Origin of the sequence: Collinsella phocaeensis (assembly GCF_900119895.1) — a bacterium.
Classification (GTDB): Bacteria; Actinomycetota; Coriobacteriia; order Coriobacteriales; family Coriobacteriaceae; genus Collinsella; species Collinsella phocaeensis.
Genome location: NZ_FQLR01000004.1, coordinates 1,478,209 through 1,493,606, shown reverse-complemented (window position 1 = coordinate 1,493,606; position 15,398 = coordinate 1,478,209). Strand labels below are relative to the sequence as shown.

Genomic DNA, 15,398 nt, shown 5'->3' with positions numbered 1-15,398 from the left:
CCATGGCAGAAGACAAGAACAGCATCCTGGCCGACGGCGCCATCTGGAATCCCGAGCGCGCATGCGGCGCGCTCCACCTCGGCATCGACGTGGGGTCGACCACCGTCAAGCTCGCCGTGCTCAACGATGCGAACGATATTGTGTACGCCAAGTACCAGCGGCATCACACCGACGTGCGCGCATGCGCGCGCGATCTGTTCGAAGGCGCCGCGAAGCTCATGCCCGAGGCGAAGATGACGTGCGCCATCACCGGTTCGGGCGGCCTTCTGCTTTCGCAGTGGCTCGGCCTCGAGTTCGTCCAGGAGGTCATCGCCTCCAAGCGCGCGGTCGAGACCTTGATCCCGCAGACGGACGTCGCGATCGAGCTCGGCGGCGAGGACGCCAAGATCATCTATTTCGATTCGGGTATCGAGCAGCGCATGAACGGCACGTGCGCGGGCGGCACCGGTGCGTTCATCGATCAGATGGCGACGCTGCTCCACACCGATGCGAGCGGGCTCAACGAGCTCGCCGCGAGTGCGACCACGATCTACCCGATCGCGAGCCGCTGCGGCGTGTTCGCCAAGACGGACGTGCAGCCGCTGCTCAACGAGGGCGCGCGTCCGGAGGACGTGGCCGCCTCGATCTTCCAGGCCGTGGTGACGCAGACCATCTCCGGCCTCGCCTGCGGCCGCCCCATCCGCGGCCACGTCGCCTTCCTGGGCGGCCCGCTCCAGTACCTCTCCGAGTTGCGCCGTCGCTTCTACCTCACGCTCGACCTGGACGAGGAGCACCGCATCGTGCCGGACAACGCGCACCTGTTCGTGGCGTCGGGCGCCGCGATGGCGCACGAATCGGACAAGCTGTCCTGCTTCCCCGAGCTCATCGCGGCCATCGACGCGCTCGGCGACACGCAGGGGTCCGAGGTCGCACGACTCGAGCCGCTGTTCGCGAGTGAGGAGGACTATGCGGCCTTCAAGGAGCGCCACGATGCGGAGGTCGTGCCGCGCGGCGACCTGTCGAGCTATGCCGGCGACCGCGTCTTCATCGGCCTGGACGCCGGGTCGACCACGATGAAGGCGGCCATGGTGGGCGAGGACGGCCAGCTCCTGCACACCTGGTACGGCAGCAACAACGGCGACATCCTGGGAACCGCCAAGACCATCATGGCGGACTTCTACGAGCACATCCCGTCCGGCTGCGCGATCGGCCACGTGACCACGACCGGCTACGGCGAGGCTCTGCTCATCGAGGCCCTGAAGGCCGACTCCGGCGAGATCGAGACGGTCGCGCACCTGCGCGGCGCCCGCGCTTTCCTGCCGGGCGTGGAGTTCATCCTCGATATCGGCGGTCAGGACATGAAGTGCCTGCGCGTGCGCGACGGCGTCATCGAGCACATCATGCTCAACGAGGCGTGCTCGAGCGGATGCGGCAGCTTCATCGAGAGCTTCGCGGTGTCCATGGACATGGACGTTCGCGCCTTTGCCGCCGCGGCGATTCGCGCCAAGGCGCCGGTCGACCTGGGCAGCCGCTGCACGGTGTTCATGAACTCCCGCGTGAAGCAGGCCCAGAAGGAGGGCGCGACCGTGGGCGACATCGCGGCGGGCCTGTCGTACTCCGTCATCAAGAACGCGCTGTTCAAGGTCATCAAGCTGCGCGATCCCAAGGAGATCGGCACGCAGGTCATCGTCCAGGGCGGCACCTTCATGTCCGATGCCACGCTGCGCGCGTTCGAGCAGCTCACGGGCGTGCACGCGGTGCGTCCCGACATCGCGGGCTGCATGGGCGCCTACGGCGCGGCCCTGCTGGCGCGCGACCGCGCCGGCGCCGACGGCGTCTCGACGGTGCTTTCCGCGGCGGAGATCGCTTGCCTCACCGTGACGCAGAAGCATGCGCGCTGTGGCAGGTGCTCCAACAACTGCCAGCTCACCATCAACGATTTCGGCGGCGGCCGGCGCTTCATCACCGGCAACCGCTGCGAGAAGGGCGCGGGGCACCGAAAAGCCAAGACCGAGGCCCCCAACCTTTTCGCCGCGAAGAACAGGCTGCTGTTCGATCGCGAGGTGCTGCCCGCCGACGAGGCGCCGCGCGGGACGGTGGGCATCCCCCGCGCGCTCAACATGTACGAGAACTACCCGTTCTGGCATCGCTTCTTCACGGAACTCGGCTTTTCGGTCGTGCTCTCCGACGATTCGAGCAAGAAGACCTACGAGGCGGGCATCGAGTCCATGCCGTCCGAGAGCGTGTGCTACCCCGCCAAGCTCTCCCACGGGCACATCATGAACCTGATCGAGAAGGACCCGGACTTCATCTGGATGCCCTGCGTTCGCTGGGAGCGCAAGGAGGATCCCACGGCGGGCAACTGCTACAACTGCCCCATCGTGATGAGCTATCCCACAGCGTTGGGTCTCAACATCGACGAGATCGGCGAGAAACACGTCGAGTTCATGTATCCGTTCGTGCCGTATCACGACAAGGTCGAACTCAAGCGCCGCCTGTACGAGCTGATCGCGGTCGAGCGCGTCGCGGACGCCGAGGCCGGTCGCGGTCGCGTGCGCGGACCCAAGATCACCCGCACCGAGATCGATGCCGCGGTGAACGCCGCCTACGAGGAGGATGCGCGCTTCCACGAGCGCATCCAGACCATGGGCGAGGAAGCCGTGCACTGGATCGAGGAGAACGGCGGTCACGGCATCGTGCTCGCCGGGCGACCCTACCATAACGACCCCGAGATCAACCATGCGCTGCCCGAGCTCATCGCCAGCTTCGGCTTCGCGGTGCTCACCGAGGACTCGGTGGCGCACCTGGTGAAGCCCGAGCGCCCCATTCGCGTCGTGGACCAGTGGATGTTCCACAGCCGTCTGTATGCGGCGGCGCGCTTCGTCACCATGCGCAACGACCTCGACCTGGTGCAGATGAACTCGTTCGGCTGCGGCCTGGACGCCCTCACCACCGACCAGGTGCAGGAGATCCTGGAGGCCTCCGGAAAGATCTACACGGTGCTCAAGATCGACGAGGTGTCCAACCTGGGTGCCGCGCGCATCCGCGTGCGCTCGCTCATGGCGGCGCTGAAGGACCAGGAGGCCGAGCGCCGCGCCGAGGCGGAGCGCACGGGCGCCGCGTACGTGCAGGGCGCCGGCGCTCCCGTCGCACCGTCGACCGACGCTCCGGTGTTCGCTACGCACAAGTACAAGCTCGAGGCTCAACGTTCCTCCCAGAGCGCCGCATGGGAAAAGGTGCCCTTCACCCAGGAGATGAAGGATGCGGGCTACACGATCCTCTGCCCGCAGATGGCGCCGATCCATTTTGACCTCATCAAGGAGGTCTTCCGCGCCAGCGGCTACAACCTGGAGCTGCTGCCCTCGACCGACCGCGGCGCCATCGAGGCGGGCCTGCGCTATGTGAACAACGACATCTGCTATCCGTCCATCCTGGTCACGGGGCAGATCATGGAGGCTATCGAGAGCGGTCGCTATGACCTGTCGAAGACCGCCGTGGTCATCTCGCAGACCGGCGGCGGCTGCCGTGCGACCAATTACATCGCGCTCATCCGCAAGGCGCTACGCGATTCCGGGCACCCCGACATCCCGGTGATCAGCCTTTCCGCGGTGAAGCTGGACGAGAGCAACCCTGGTTTCAAGCTCACGCTGCCGCTGCTCAAGGCTGCCGTCTACAGCGTGCTGTTCGGTGACCTCATGATGCAGATGCTCTATCGCTGCCGTCCGTACGAGGCCGAGCCGGGGGCTGCAAACGAGCTGTTCGAGGACTATATGGAGCGGGCGCGCCGGCTCGCCCCCAAGTTCACGCGCAAGAGCTTCACCAAGCTGTCCCGTGAGGCTATCACGGCGTTCGACACCATGCCGCTTGTCGGCGAGGGCTCCAAGCCGCGCGTCGGCGTAGTCGGCGAGATTCTGGTGAAGTTCCATCCTACGGCGAACAACCACGTGGTCGAGGTCATCGAGAACGAGGGCTGCGAGGCTGTGGTGCCCGGCCTGCTCGACTTCTTCCTGTACTCCATGAGCAACGCCCAGGTGCAGAAGGATGAGCTCGGGAGTTCCTTGGGTGCGCGCACGAGCATGGACGCTGCGATCGGCCTGGTGGACTGGATGCGTAAACCCGTGGACGAGATGCTCGAGCGCAGCGAGCGCTTCGAGCGCCCCGAGTCCATCTCCACGATGGCCGAGAAGGCCAGCCGGGTGCTGTCGCTGTGCAACAACATGGGCGAGGGCTGGCTGCTCACGGCCGAGATGCTCGACCTCATCGACCATGGCGCTCCGAACATCATCTGCACGCAGCCGTTCGCGTGCCTGCCCAACCACGTGGTGGGCAAGGCCGTGATCAAGGAGCTGCGCCGTCAGCACCCCGAGAGCAACATCGTCGCGGTCGACTACGACCCCGGTGCGTCCGAGGTCAATCAGCTCAATCGCATCAAGCTCATGATCTCGGTGGCGAAGGAGAATCTGCGCGCGGGCAAGGGCTTCGTTATGGAGCCCATCGCGATGGAGCGCCGCGACTCGGTGACGAGCCGCATGAAGCCGCATCATCCCGCGGGCGAGGGCCGGTAGTCGCCCTCGGCGAAGCGAAGGTTGTGCGAGGGCGTCTCGATTTCGGTTGGGCGCCCTCGCGCGGTCGTCTTCAACATGGGGGCAGGCAGGTTCCGCATGCGCATCGATAGCGTTTTTCGTACTGTTGCCGGGAACCCTTTTGTATACCGACCACATGGCAATTTCGTGACCTGCGTCTTTCTTGCAGCGGGCCGTGCGGCTACTCGGGTCATTCCGATATGAATACGAAAAACGCTATAGATGCGTCGACCAAGCGGGGGCGATCGTCTGCTTTGCGCCGCTCGGGCTCGGTTGGGACCCCTTGGTCGTCGGTGATGTGGCTCATTTGACCGCTCGGCGCACCGCTTCTCGTCTGCATGCACCGCGGCTGCGAACGGGAGCGAGGGTGCAGGTTGATGGGTCATTCCACCGAGAACTCGACGCGGTCGAGACCTTCGACGTCGAGTTCGATGAGCTTGCGCACCGTATTCTGTTCGTCGGCTGAGAGCTCCGCGTCCGTCACCACGCGGGCAACCAATTCCTCGTGTGTCGTCCCGGCGCCTTCCGCATCCGCCCTCGTGCGCATGCCGACGGTGTACTCCTTGAAGCCGGGGCAGACGACTGCCAGCTCCTCGGCGGTCGAGGCTGCGCCAAAGGAGTCGGGCGTCGCATCGTCGGCGGCCTTGACCAGGTTGGATGTAAGCATAATGCAGGGCAGGGCGAAGACGACGGTGGCGAGAACGATCCTGCTGCGGAGCGTGCGCGAGCGCGCCTGCGCCTGGGCGTCCTCTGCCTCGGTGACGATCCCGTCGTCATTGAGGTCACGCTTGAGGGGCACGCGGAGGAGCAGCAGCACGACCTCGGCGGACAGCGCGATGAACACGACGTTGATGCCGAATTCGTAGAGCGCCGAGAGGAACAGCGTCAGGTCCGCGGCGGCGATTCCGTAGCCCGCGGCGCAGAGCGGAGGCATCAGCGCGGTGGCGACCGCGACACCCGAGATGAGCGTGGCGGGCTCCTGGTCGCGCGACATGCCGAGGCCGCCGGCAAAACCGCCAACGAGCGCGAGGAGCAGGTTCCATACCGTCGGGGTCGAGTTGTCAGCGATGGCCGCCGTCATGCCGGCAACCGGGGAGAGCTTGAAGTAGATCGTCGAGGTGATGAGGCAGAACACCATCTGGAGCAGAAGGCCCGCGACGGCGTCGCGCGCCAGCGGCCGGTCGAGCGTGGCGGTTCCGTAAGCTATGGCGAGCACCGAGCCCATGATGGGGCAGATGAGCATCGCTCCGACGATGGCGATCTGCGAGTCGGTGTCGAGGCCGATGCACGCGATGACCATGGCGACGATAAGGATGCAAAGATGCGTGCCGGTGAGTCGCGCGCCGTTGACGAAGCGCTTGCGTATGACGTGGTAGGGTGCGCGGCCCTCGCGGATATTGAAGACGCGCCTGAGGAAGCGCTGGGTTTCGCGAAGCGCGACGTCTGCGGCGGGGCGCTGACCGTGCCGCCTGCGATGTCGCTCGATGTACTTCTGCCGCATGGCGTCGCGGTCCATCACTGTGCTCACCTGCCTGGGGCGCCGGCGAGCGCGGGGCGGCTCGGCGGCGGGTTTACTCGACTGCCGCATTGTACCGCTGCCCTGCGGAAGGCACGGCGCGATGGCGCGTGCAGCATGGATGTTTTCCCGACGCGCTCTATGCCGCATCGCGGCGGCAAGGTCGGATGGGGGCGCCGCGATGCGGCGTCCGATGCGTGCGGCCGTTACACCACGCGGGTCCCGAAGGGAAGCAATGAGAGCTTCGCTATCTTGAAGGCCTGCAGCCCGAAGGGGATGCCGATGATGGTGATGCAGAACAAGCATCCGGCGAGAAGCCAGTAAAGTGCGGTGAAAATGCCGCCGAATAGCATCCAGATGATGTTGCCGAGGATGATCATGAGTGTCCAATCTGCGGAAACGCTTTACGGGCCTGCCGTCGTGCTCATTATACGGACGGGTGCCGAGCTGCGGCTTAAGCGCGTCTTAAATCGGGGGGTGCACGCCTGGGGTGCCGCCGCTGACGTTCCGATCGGCTTTGCGTGCTGGATTTCGGGCGCTACGTCGTCGCGGTGCGAGCTGTCTGGGCAGCGTCTTGGAGCCGCCCCCGCGAAGGCCCGACGGTTCTTTCTGGCGGGCGGCGGCCGCGCCGGCGCCCTCTCGAAATATGCAAAGCCTCCTACGAGGGCGCAGAAGCGCCGAGGATTCGCGAAAGGAGACGCATGGGTTGATTGCCGTGATACTTCAGTCCTCGGTCGCTGAAACTTGAAATGCCTTCTGTTCGAAGTATCTTTATGTCAGTGATGAGGCCCTGTGGGCTCTAAGTGAGGCGGGGGATGGAAAGGGCCATCGTCTTTGGACGGTGGCCTTTCTCCTTATTGGACCGCCAGGATGAAAGGGCGCTTCCACGCTCCGCCGGATGAAAACAGGATGAAAACACCGTGCACTTGTTCCGCATGTCCGACCAGAACGCAACTACGACGGGGGTTGTGTTCGAGGGCGGGCCTACGGTCATCAAAGGTTCTCGCGTACCCGATGTGACTGAATAAGTAGAATAATTCAAATAAGTAGAATAACTAGAATAAGTGGAATAAGTAGATGACTAACTCCACGTGAAATGGTCACTGGGAATCTAGGGAGATCATTATGAGAAAAGTCAATCCGTTCACCCCATCTGCGGGAGTTGAGCCCCCATCGCTTATCGGCCGTGATGACGTTCTGTATGATTTCGAAGAATCCCTACTAGCCGGTGTTGGGTCGCCCGCTCGTCTCATGCGTATCACGGGGCCTCGCGGTTCGGGCAAAACCGTTCTTCTTAATGAGCTGGGCGAAATTGCCCGCAAGCACTCCTGGAAGGTCGTCGATGAGACGGTCCATCAAGCTTGGGTTGAGGATCTTTGCAGGCGCTTGACTAAAGAAGACAGAATCGATGCTTCTTTTGAGGTCGATCTTAAGTTGATTCACGCTTCCGTCAAGAAGTCCAGCGATGGACAGACGCTGGACATTCGCGATGCGCTCGACAGCGTTGTCACTCCTCTCACCAAGAAGGGCAAAGGATTGCTTGTTACCATCGATGAGGTGCAAAACGCCAGCAAAGAGGATGTTAATCGCATTGCCGTCGCTGTGCAGCACCTTATTCGCGAGAAAAAGAACATCGCCTTTGCCTTTGCGGGCATCACCTCGGGTGTGAACAGCTTGCTGGCGGAGGGTGGGCCAACCTTCTTGCGTCGCGCCTATTTGGAAGAGCTCAAAGAGATCCCCATCGATGAGGTGGCTGCGTCCTTGGGCGAAACGATCAGGCAAAATGGTTTGGAAATAAGGGAAACTGAGCTTATGCGGGCGGCCGAGGCGACAGCGGGATATGCCTATCTTGTCCAGCTTGTTGGCTATAACGTGTGGCGAACTGCGGCACGTCGCAATGAAGGCTCCGTAGTTTCGCCTGAAGATGTTGAAACTGGAATCTCAAACGCAATGGCGGAATATGACCGCGCTGTTTTAGAAACCGCCATTGCCGGTATTGGGAAGATGGCTCTAAGGTATCTGCTCGCGATGGCGGAAGACCGGCGCGTTTCTTCAACGTCGGACATCGCCAGACGCCTGGGCGTAGCGAGTACGTCGCTCTCCTCGGCCCGTTCGCAACTTATCGAACGGCAGATCATCGAGCCGACTGCGTACGGCTACGTTGCGTTCGCCATTCCCTTTGTTCGCGAATATTTAAGAAAGAATCGCGCTCAGCTTTTGGCGCGCTTCGGCATCGAAGAATCTAGCCCCGTTCCCTAACGTACTACGAGGGGATTGAGGTCGATCTCGCCGGCGCGCCGAGCAAGGTCGAGAGGCAGCCCGCCTGGTTCCCCGAGGAAGACGTGCCGTACGAGCACTGGGAGTTCTACATCAGCGACGAGGACCTCGCCCACTGGACGGCGGTTCAGGAGGGGATCCGCAAGCAGGAGGCGCTCGAGCAGCAGCAGCGCGATGCGGCGCCCCGGATCTACTACTGCAACACGACGGGCAAATGGTACACGACGTTCAAGGCATCGGATACGGCATCCAAGTGGAACGACGCGTTGGAGCATCAGAGCAAGCTTGATGGGAAAAGCTACGAGCAGTGGAACGCCTCGTCGCCGTTCGGCCGCCACACGGCCGGCAAGGGAGCGCAGCTCTATCTCGATGTGGAGTGGACGACCCGGTACATGGGCACTTCCGATGTGAAGAAGATGCAGGAACGCCTGCGCGGCGACGCGACGCTCAAATCCGAGCTTGAAGAGGTCGGGTTCTCCACGGCGAAGTACCTCATCACATCCGAGAAGTTCACGAAGGGCGGATGGAGGAACGACGACTACTGGAAGATGGATACCTTCGAGATCGCCTCGTCTTCCAGCAAGAAGGACAGCGGCTTCACCGCGATCAAGGAGCATTTCAAGGGCATGTTCCCAAGGTACGTCGAGTGGCATACCGATCCCGCCGATATGTTCGTGCTGAAGATCGCGGACGCCCCGGCCAAAAACTAGGTCGTCGCCGCGTGCGTGCGCACGGCCCAGTTTCGCTTATGGGGAGACGTTTCGACTCTTGAGGGCTGTGCGCGCACGGGCCGACGGTCGCAGCCGTCTTGACGGGTTCGATGCTGCCGATGCTCCCCGGCCTACGGGTCAGGCCGGGGAGCGGGCCTGCGGATCGAGGCGCTCGGGTCGTCTGGGCGTTGCGTTCGCGCCGTTTGCCGAATGCGCGAATGAAACGCGGGTCGGTCCGGTAAGGTGCAGCTAGGTCGGAATCTCCTATGAATGTGGTAAGCCGGGCTGACTCAAGACTGCGCCTAACCCACGAAGCCCCGTAGAGGGTCCTTTGCTTCATACCGTGAGATTCCGGCCTTATCTGTGCTTGGTTGCCCATGCATGGGCATGAGCGCAGACGGCTCCGCTGATCGGAACCGAGACCCGTCCTACTTCCTGTAGAACAGCTCGCGCGCCCGCTCCTTCAGGCCGGTGGCGCGGATGACGCCCTCGTAGGACTTCAGCTTGATCTCGGGGAAGGCGTTGAAGAAGCGCAGTTCGCGGCGGGACATCAGCGTCTTGAGCCGTTCGGGCGCGGCCTTCTCGGCGTGCTGGGTCATAGTTCGCGCGCGCCGTGTGACCAAGCGCAGGTTTCGCTCTCCCTCGGAGACGAACGACGGTATCTCGACCCTGCTCCGCATAGCCTGCAGTGCGCCGTCGGACATCTCGGAGAGCCAGGAGTTGACCTCCTTGCTGCGTGCCTTCAGCTCGACTGCGGATTCCAGCGCGGATTCAGGCACCTTATCGAGCAGCGATTCGGAGGCGTCCTTGAGCGATTCGTTGATCCTATCGGCTATCTCGATGCGGAGCAGCTCGAGATGCTGCGAGAGCTGACGCCAGCTCACCAGGGTGCATGCGGTATCGAGCGCGAGCAGGCCTGCGCATGCGACCGCGGCACACGCCAGGGCTTCTCTCGGCACGCGGGAGAGCACGCTGAGCAGAGCCGGCTCCGCGAAGCGGCAGATCGCCACCGCGCCCGCTCCGAAGAGCATCGCTCCGTACAGGCAGACCCGGCCGTCTATGTTGAATGGGAGCTTCGAGTAGTCCCAGAAGCGCGCGCCCGTGATCCGCTCGAGCAGGGCTCCCACGGTGTACTCGATCGCGCTGCACAACAGGGCAGCAGCGAGGAACTGTACCGCAACGCTGGGTATGTTGCGCAGCAGCAGCCAGCATGCGAGCGCACCGACGCCGTAGATGGGACAGCACGGGCCGAGGAGGAAGCCGCTGTTCGCGAAGTGCCCGTAGTTGGCGAGCGCGCAGACGGTGGATTCGTAGAGCCAGCCTATGAACGAGAAGGTCAGAAACGAAATGAACAGAGCTGAAATCGGCGCGCCCGTCGCCGCCAGCTCCGATGCGATGTCCTGTAGAACTATCATGCGCATGCGGTCCTTCCGCCACGACGTCCGGGCAGGCGGGCGGCGATCGTCTCATGCAGGGCGCACGCTTTGTCGGCCATGCACACGATCCACGCCTCGCGGCAGGTAGGGGGGATGGGCACCAGGGGGAACATGTGGCGCGCGATGATGTTGCGCTCGCGTTCGGTGAGTTCGAAATCCTCCAGTGCGCGGGTGAGCGCGGTCGCGGGGTGCGTGAAGCCGTGCGGGCGATGGCTGGGGTCGGGGTCGTGCCAGTCGTAAAGGAAGTAGTCGTGTAGCAGGGCCCCGCGGATAAGGGAGGGGCGGTCGACGCGAACGCCCATGCGCTCGAGGAACGCGCCCGCCGCGGCGCTCGCGCGCGCGACCGAGACGACGTGCTCGTACACGCTCACGTCGCCGTGCTGGATGAAGCCGCGCGTAAGCCCGAATCTGCCGTGCGACTCCAGCTCGCGCGCGATGCGCGCGACTTCATCGATGGCGGGCTCCTGCGACGGGATGCCGTCTCGCCTGGTCCTCATGGCGCCTCCCTTCTCGCGTGCGCAGTCCTCGATGCGGGGGTGCTCCCCGCGAAGTCAGCGCAGGCTTCATTGTGAGGGACGTCGGGCGATTTCTCGAAATCATTCGCGTATCTTAACAACTTTGTGCGAAACGGCTACGACGCCCCTCAGAAAGGGGACAGGCACCTTTCTGAGAGCTGCGGCGGCTCGCCCGCCCGGGTGCGCCGCGCGGCGACGTCTGCATTTGCAGAACGACTACGTCCCCGATTGGTAATCGAGGGGGCCGCAGCCCTCAAAATGGGGACAGGCACCGAATTGAGGGGCCCGGGGGTCGCCGGTGGGACGATCGCGATAGCGGTTTGCGAAGAGGGTGCGAGGAAGGAGCCGCGCCACTGCGTGTAGCTCCGGTGCGTTCGGGCGCTTCGGTCGTCGCGGATGGGTGCGGACGGCTTGCGGAAACCGGATTGTGTTAACCGTTCTTTCCAATCGGGGCCGCCGGCCGGCAAGCGCGCCGGAAGGGGCAATAATGGTGTCCGTTCAGCAGGATCGTTTGAGAGGGGCGCGCCGGTATGTCGTTTGAGCTTGCAAAGGAATATCTCGAGAGCAGGGGCCTCGGCGACCGGATCATGGAGTTCGATGAATCCTCGGCGACCGTCGCGCAGGCCGCTCACGCCGTGGGTGCGTCCGAGGGCGAGATCGTGAAGACCCTTTCGTTCATGGTGGGCGACGGCGCGGTGCTGGTGTGCGCCGCGGGCGATACGAAGGTCGATAACCCTAAGTTCAAGGCCGAATTCCATACGAAGGCGAAGATGGTCCCGGGCGATCGGGTGGAAGAGCTGGTGGGGCATGCTCCCGGCGGCGTGTGCCCCTTCTCCGTGCCAGGCGGCGTCTCCGTGTACCTCGATGAGTCGATCCGCAGGTTCGAGCACGTATATCCGGCATGCGGCAGTTCCAACAGCGCCGTTCGCCTCACGCCGCGGGAGCTCGAGGGGGCGATCTCCTTCGTGAAGTGGGTCGACGTGTGCAAGCTCGTGGGCTAAGGCGGCTTCTGCTCGCGAGGCTCGTGGCGCCGGGATCTGCGGCCCCTCAATTCGGTGCCTGTCCCTTTTCTGAGGCGACCGCGGGAACGTGGCTGCCGATCTGGGACGTAGTCGATCTGTAAATCTGCGGCCTGCCGCGCGGGGACGACATCCGCTCGGCGACGACAGCGAACTCTCAATTCGGTGCCTGTCCCCAAATTGAGGCGCGGCGGGGAAGGGCGGAGCGTACCTTACGATTCCGTTAGGGCCCTGTAAGGCATATCGATGGCAGCGTCTCCGGACGTTTGGGAAGATGGCCTCACGGCGCGGCATGGGCCCGCCGCCGTCGACGGCGCGAGTGCGCGGACGCGGAGTGACGATCGGGGGCGCACATGGGGTTTCTCTTGAGCTTCACGGACAAGTTCATCGTGGCGCTTGGGCTTTGGCCGGCTGCTTCGTTCATGCTCACGCTTCCCATCCTCGCGCACCTCTACCACCGCGACGGCCGCTTGCGCTTCTGGTCCGCGGTGGGGGCCTACCTCATCGTCCTGTACTTTCTCGGTCTGGGCTGTTTCACCCTCTATCCTCTGCCTGCAGGCGATGCCGGGCTCGGGATCACCTACGGCATCGCGCCCCAGCTCGACCCGTTGGCATTTATAGCGGATATTCGCAAGGACGGCGTCACCGCCGTGCTCCAGATCGTCATGAACATCATCTTCTTCATGCCGCTCGGCTTCATCTGCGCCCGCGCGTTCGGGATGCGGCTGCGTTCGACGGCCGCGCTCGGCCTTGCCATCTCGCTGCTGGTCGAGACCGCTCAGCTCACCGGTCTGTTCTGGCTCTACCCGCACGCGTACCGCACCTTCGACGTGAACGACCTTATGTGGAACGCCGGCGGCGCGGTCATCGGATGGTGGGCGGCGCAGGCCCTCGCACGCGTCTTGCCGCCCGTCGAGCGCGACGAGGGCGGCGTCACGACCGCACCGGGCTTCGTGCGACGCGGCGTGGCGTTCTCGCTCGACATGTTGCTGGTTTGGGCGGCGACGCTGCTCATCTGGTCGCTTGCGATGCTGGCTCTGCCCGACGGGGAAAGGCGCTGCCTTGCCGAAGGGCCCTGCCTGGGCGTGCTGCCGGCTGCCATGTTCTTTCTGGTCGAGTTCGCGGTGCCGTTCGCGCGGGGCGGCCGCACGCCGGGCGGGGCGTTCGTGCGCATGACGTGCGAGACGCGCGAGCGCCCGCCCGCCCGCCGGGTCGTGTTCCTCGCGGTGCGCGTGGCCAGCTTGTGGGCCGCCTTTGCCTTCGCCCCGGTCGCATTTCCTGCGCTCGCCCTGTTTTTCCTGCTCTTTCGCCGCATGCCGTACGATTTCATCTGATGCGTCGCCGCTGCGGCGTCGGTGCGCTATCATCGGCGGATGGGTCACCGAGTTCGAAAGGTCACGCACATGAAGATCACCGTCGTCGCCGTCGGCAAGCTCAAGGAGCGGTTCTGGTCCGACGCCTGCGCGGAGTACGTCAAGCGCCTGGGCGGGTACGCGACGGTGAAGGTGCTCGAGGTGCCCGACCGCGATCCGGCCAAGTCGGGCGGGGAGGACGGCGCTCGCGCGCTCGAAGGCAAGGCGATCCTCGCCGCGATCCCCGATCGCAGCCACGTCATCCTGCTCGACGTCGCCGGTAAGGAGCGGTCGAGCGAGGAGATCGCGGCGCGCCTGGACGACCTCATGGTGCGCGGCTCGAGTTCCATCACGTTCGTCATCGGCGGTTCGTGCGGCGTGTCGGACGAGGTTTACGCTCGCGCCGACGAGCGCCTTTCGTTCGGGCGCATAACGCTGCCGCACAACCTCGCCCGCGTCGTGCTGCTCGAGCAGGCTTACCGTGCCTTCAAGATCATGCGCGGGGAGCCGTACCACAAATAAGGGGCGGCTGAGGCTGGTTCCGAGCCGGAAGCTCGGGGCGTGCTGTCCGACCGGGCGTATGTTCGTCTTCCCGACTGATCCTCCTTCGTTTCGGGTACCAGCTGCAGTGTAGTATCATGAATGACCACCTGCGGGCCGCCTGTCGGTTCGCTCCGGCCGGCCCAAGCGCGCCGCGCCGGGTTGCTATGCGATGAAAGGAGCCCACGTGGCTGTTAACGAAGAGCTTCTCAAGGCCGTGCTCGAGGAGATCCGCCCCAACCTGCAGGCGGACGGCGGCGACCTCGCCTACGTCGGCGTCGACGACGAGGGCGTCGTGTCGCTTGAGCTGCTCGGTCACTGCGCCGGCTGCCCGATGAGTCAGCTCACCCTCTCCATGGGCGTCGAGCGCATCCTCAAGGAGCACGTCCCGGGCGTCACCCGTGTCGTCGCCGTCAACGACATGGGCGGCTCGTCTGCCGCCGCGGACCTGTACGACGAGTATGCTCCGTTCTAATCCTTCCTGCCGGATCGCGGGGCCGCGCGCGCATGCTCGCGGCCCCGTGTCGTTGCAACCCTAGGGAGGGCAGCTCGTGCTGAACGACCTTTACCACGCCTTGGACCCCGTCGCGATCTCGGCGGGGCCCATCACTATCTACTGGTACGGCCTCGCGTACATCTTCGGGGCGATTCTGACGGCGGTCATCATGTACCGGACCCAGCGCCGTTGGGGGATGGACCTCACGGTCGACGACTTGGTCACGGTCGTGGTCGGCGTCGTGTTCGGTCTCATCATCGGGGGGCGCCTGTTCTACGTCGTCTTCTACGGGGACGGATACTACTGGGCGCATCCGCTGGAGATCTTCGCCGTGAACCAGGGCGGCATGAGCTTTCACGGCGGGCTGGTGGGTGCCGTGCTCGGCGGCTTGATCGTGTGCCGCCTGTATCGGATGTCCATCCTCACCGTCGCGGACCTCGCGGTGACCGGGGCGCCCATCGCGCTGTTCTTGGGGCGCTGCGCGAACTTCGTCAACGGCGAGCTGTGGGGCAAGCCGACGGACCTGCCCTGGGGCGTCGTGTTCGAGACGGGCGGTGGCGTCGCGCGCCATCCTTCCCAGCTCTACGAGGCGCTTCTCGAGGGCGTCGTGCTGCTTGTCGTGCTGCAGCTTCTGTCTCGCCGCAAGCCGGTCCCGCCCCAGGGTACGTTTCTGGGCGTGTTCATCCTGGGCTACGGCATCGCCCGCATCCTCGTGGAGTTCGTTCGCGTGCCCGATGCGCAGCTCGGCTATCTGTTCGGCGGCGTAGTCACGATGGGTCAGGTCTTGTCGCTGCCGCTGCTCGCCATCGGTGCCGGTCTGATCGTTTGGGCGCGTCGGGCGAATCGGCCTCAGCGCGTCTATTTGGACGGCGGACCCGTCAGGCAGTAGGATCGTGTTCGCGGCGCCTGTCGTGCCAAAAGGGGCGGGCCCGCGCCAAAAGGGACGTATCCTAAGGGCGCGTCGATGGCGGGGTG

12 protein-coding genes are annotated in these 15,398 nt (G+C 64.4%); 8 read left to right on the top strand and 4 right to left on the bottom strand.

The features are described 5' to 3' along the window. Positions 1 to 2 precede the first annotated feature (2 nt). On the top strand, positions 3 to 4,544 hold the full coding sequence (locus BQ7355_RS08485) for a 2-hydroxyacyl-CoA dehydratase (RefSeq protein ID WP_240307363.1): 4,542 nt from the start codon (positions 3 to 5) through the stop codon (positions 4,542 to 4,544). A 400-nt stretch (positions 4,545 to 4,944) separates the two neighbouring features. Here the strand turns inward: BQ7355_RS08485 and BQ7355_RS08480 are convergent, their stop codons facing one another. Further along, positions 4,945 to 6,063, bottom strand: a complete 1,119-nt coding sequence (locus BQ7355_RS08480; protein WP_083581715.1) for a DUF389 domain-containing protein — start codon at positions 6,061 to 6,063, stop codon at positions 4,945 to 4,947. 221 nt (positions 6,064 to 6,284) lie between these two features. Further along, positions 6,285 to 6,458 (bottom strand): YccF domain-containing protein, encoded by a 174-nt coding sequence (locus BQ7355_RS08475; RefSeq protein WP_083581673.1) that lies wholly within the window; start codon positions 6,456 to 6,458, stop codon positions 6,285 to 6,287. Between the two features lie 745 nt (positions 6,459 to 7,203). On the opposite strand from BQ7355_RS08475, the gene BQ7355_RS08470 reads away from it, so the two are divergent. Beyond that, the gene (locus BQ7355_RS08470; RefSeq protein ID WP_072415781.1) at positions 7,204 to 8,337 is read left to right on the top strand and encodes an AAA family ATPase; all 1,134 of its coding nucleotides are present in this window, start codon (positions 7,204 to 7,206) and stop codon (positions 8,335 to 8,337) included. An 83-nt stretch (positions 8,338 to 8,420) separates the two neighbouring features. Further along, the gene (locus BQ7355_RS08465; protein ID WP_072415780.1) at positions 8,421 to 9,065 is read left to right on the top strand and encodes a hypothetical protein; all 645 of its coding nucleotides are present in this window, start codon (positions 8,421 to 8,423) and stop codon (positions 9,063 to 9,065) included. Between the two features lie 428 nt (positions 9,066 to 9,493). Here the strand turns inward: BQ7355_RS08465 and BQ7355_RS08460 are convergent, their stop codons facing one another. Together BQ7355_RS08460 and BQ7355_RS08455 are read right to left on the bottom strand one after the other, a co-directional pair. After that, on the bottom strand, positions 9,494 to 10,480 hold the full coding sequence (locus tag BQ7355_RS08460; protein WP_072415978.1) for a putative ABC transporter permease: 987 nt from the start codon (positions 10,478 to 10,480) through the stop codon (positions 9,494 to 9,496). After that, the gene (locus tag BQ7355_RS08455) at positions 10,477 to 10,998 is read right to left on the bottom strand and encodes an HD domain-containing protein (protein WP_072415779.1); all 522 of its coding nucleotides are present in this window, start codon (positions 10,996 to 10,998) and stop codon (positions 10,477 to 10,479) included. The genes BQ7355_RS08460 and BQ7355_RS08455 overlap by 4 nt, the downstream gene beginning before the upstream one ends. A 548-nt stretch (positions 10,999 to 11,546) precedes the next feature. Here BQ7355_RS08455 and BQ7355_RS08450 point away from each other — a divergent pair. The 5 genes from BQ7355_RS08450 to lgt all read left to right on the top strand — a co-directional run bounded on the left by BQ7355_RS08450 (position 11,547) and on the right by lgt (position 15,312). Then, positions 11,547 to 12,017 carry a YbaK/EbsC family protein gene (locus BQ7355_RS08450; protein ID WP_072415778.1) on the top strand — a complete coding sequence of 157 codons (471 nt, stop codon included), beginning with the start codon at positions 11,547 to 11,549 and terminating at the stop codon, positions 12,015 to 12,017. A 383-nt stretch (positions 12,018 to 12,400) separates the two neighbouring features. After that, positions 12,401 to 13,369 (top strand): VanZ family protein, encoded by a 969-nt coding sequence (locus BQ7355_RS08445; protein WP_240307362.1) that lies wholly within the window; start codon positions 12,401 to 12,403, stop codon positions 13,367 to 13,369. A 69-nt stretch (positions 13,370 to 13,438) separates the two neighbouring features. After that, positions 13,439 to 13,909, top strand: a complete 471-nt coding sequence (rlmH, locus tag BQ7355_RS08440) for a 23S rRNA (pseudouridine(1915)-N(3))-methyltransferase RlmH (protein WP_072415776.1) — start codon at positions 13,439 to 13,441, stop codon at positions 13,907 to 13,909. 205 nt (positions 13,910 to 14,114) lie between these two features. Next, on the top strand, positions 14,115 to 14,402 hold the full coding sequence (locus BQ7355_RS08435; RefSeq protein WP_072415775.1) for a NifU family protein: 288 nt from the start codon (positions 14,115 to 14,117) through the stop codon (positions 14,400 to 14,402). A gap of 76 nt (positions 14,403 to 14,478) precedes the next feature. Further along, positions 14,479 to 15,312 (top strand): prolipoprotein diacylglyceryl transferase, encoded by an 834-nt coding sequence (gene lgt / locus BQ7355_RS08430; RefSeq protein WP_072415774.1) that lies wholly within the window; start codon positions 14,479 to 14,481, stop codon positions 15,310 to 15,312. Positions 15,313 to 15,398: the final 86 nt, after the last annotated feature.

Bases quoted from the DNA above. Each gene is read 5' to 3' on its own strand.
- BQ7355_RS08450 (WP_072415778.1), top strand. From the start codon at position 11,547: ATGTCGTTTGAGCTTGCAAAGGAATATCTCGAGAGCAGGGGCCTCGGC.
- BQ7355_RS08470 (WP_072415781.1), top strand. From the start codon at position 7,204: ATGAGAAAAGTCAATCCGTTCACCCCATCTGCGGGAGTTGAGCCCCCA.
- BQ7355_RS08475 (WP_083581673.1), bottom strand. From the start codon at position 6,458: ATGATCATCCTCGGCAACATCATCTGGATGCTATTCGGCGGCATTTTC.
- BQ7355_RS08485 (WP_240307363.1), top strand. From the start codon at position 3: ATGGCAGAAGACAAGAACAGCATCCTGGCCGACGGCGCCATCTGGAAT.
- rlmH (WP_072415776.1), top strand. From the start codon at position 13,439: ATGAAGATCACCGTCGTCGCCGTCGGCAAGCTCAAGGAGCGGTTCTGG.
- BQ7355_RS08455 (WP_072415779.1), bottom strand. From the start codon at position 10,998: ATGAGGACCAGGCGAGACGGCATCCCGTCGCAGGAGCCCGCCATCGAT.
- BQ7355_RS08460 (WP_072415978.1), bottom strand. From the start codon at position 10,480: ATGATAGTTCTACAGGACATCGCATCGGAGCTGGCGGCGACGGGCGCG.
- BQ7355_RS08480 (WP_083581715.1), bottom strand. From the start codon at position 6,063: ATGCGGCAGAAGTACATCGAGCGACATCGCAGGCGGCACGGTCAGCGC.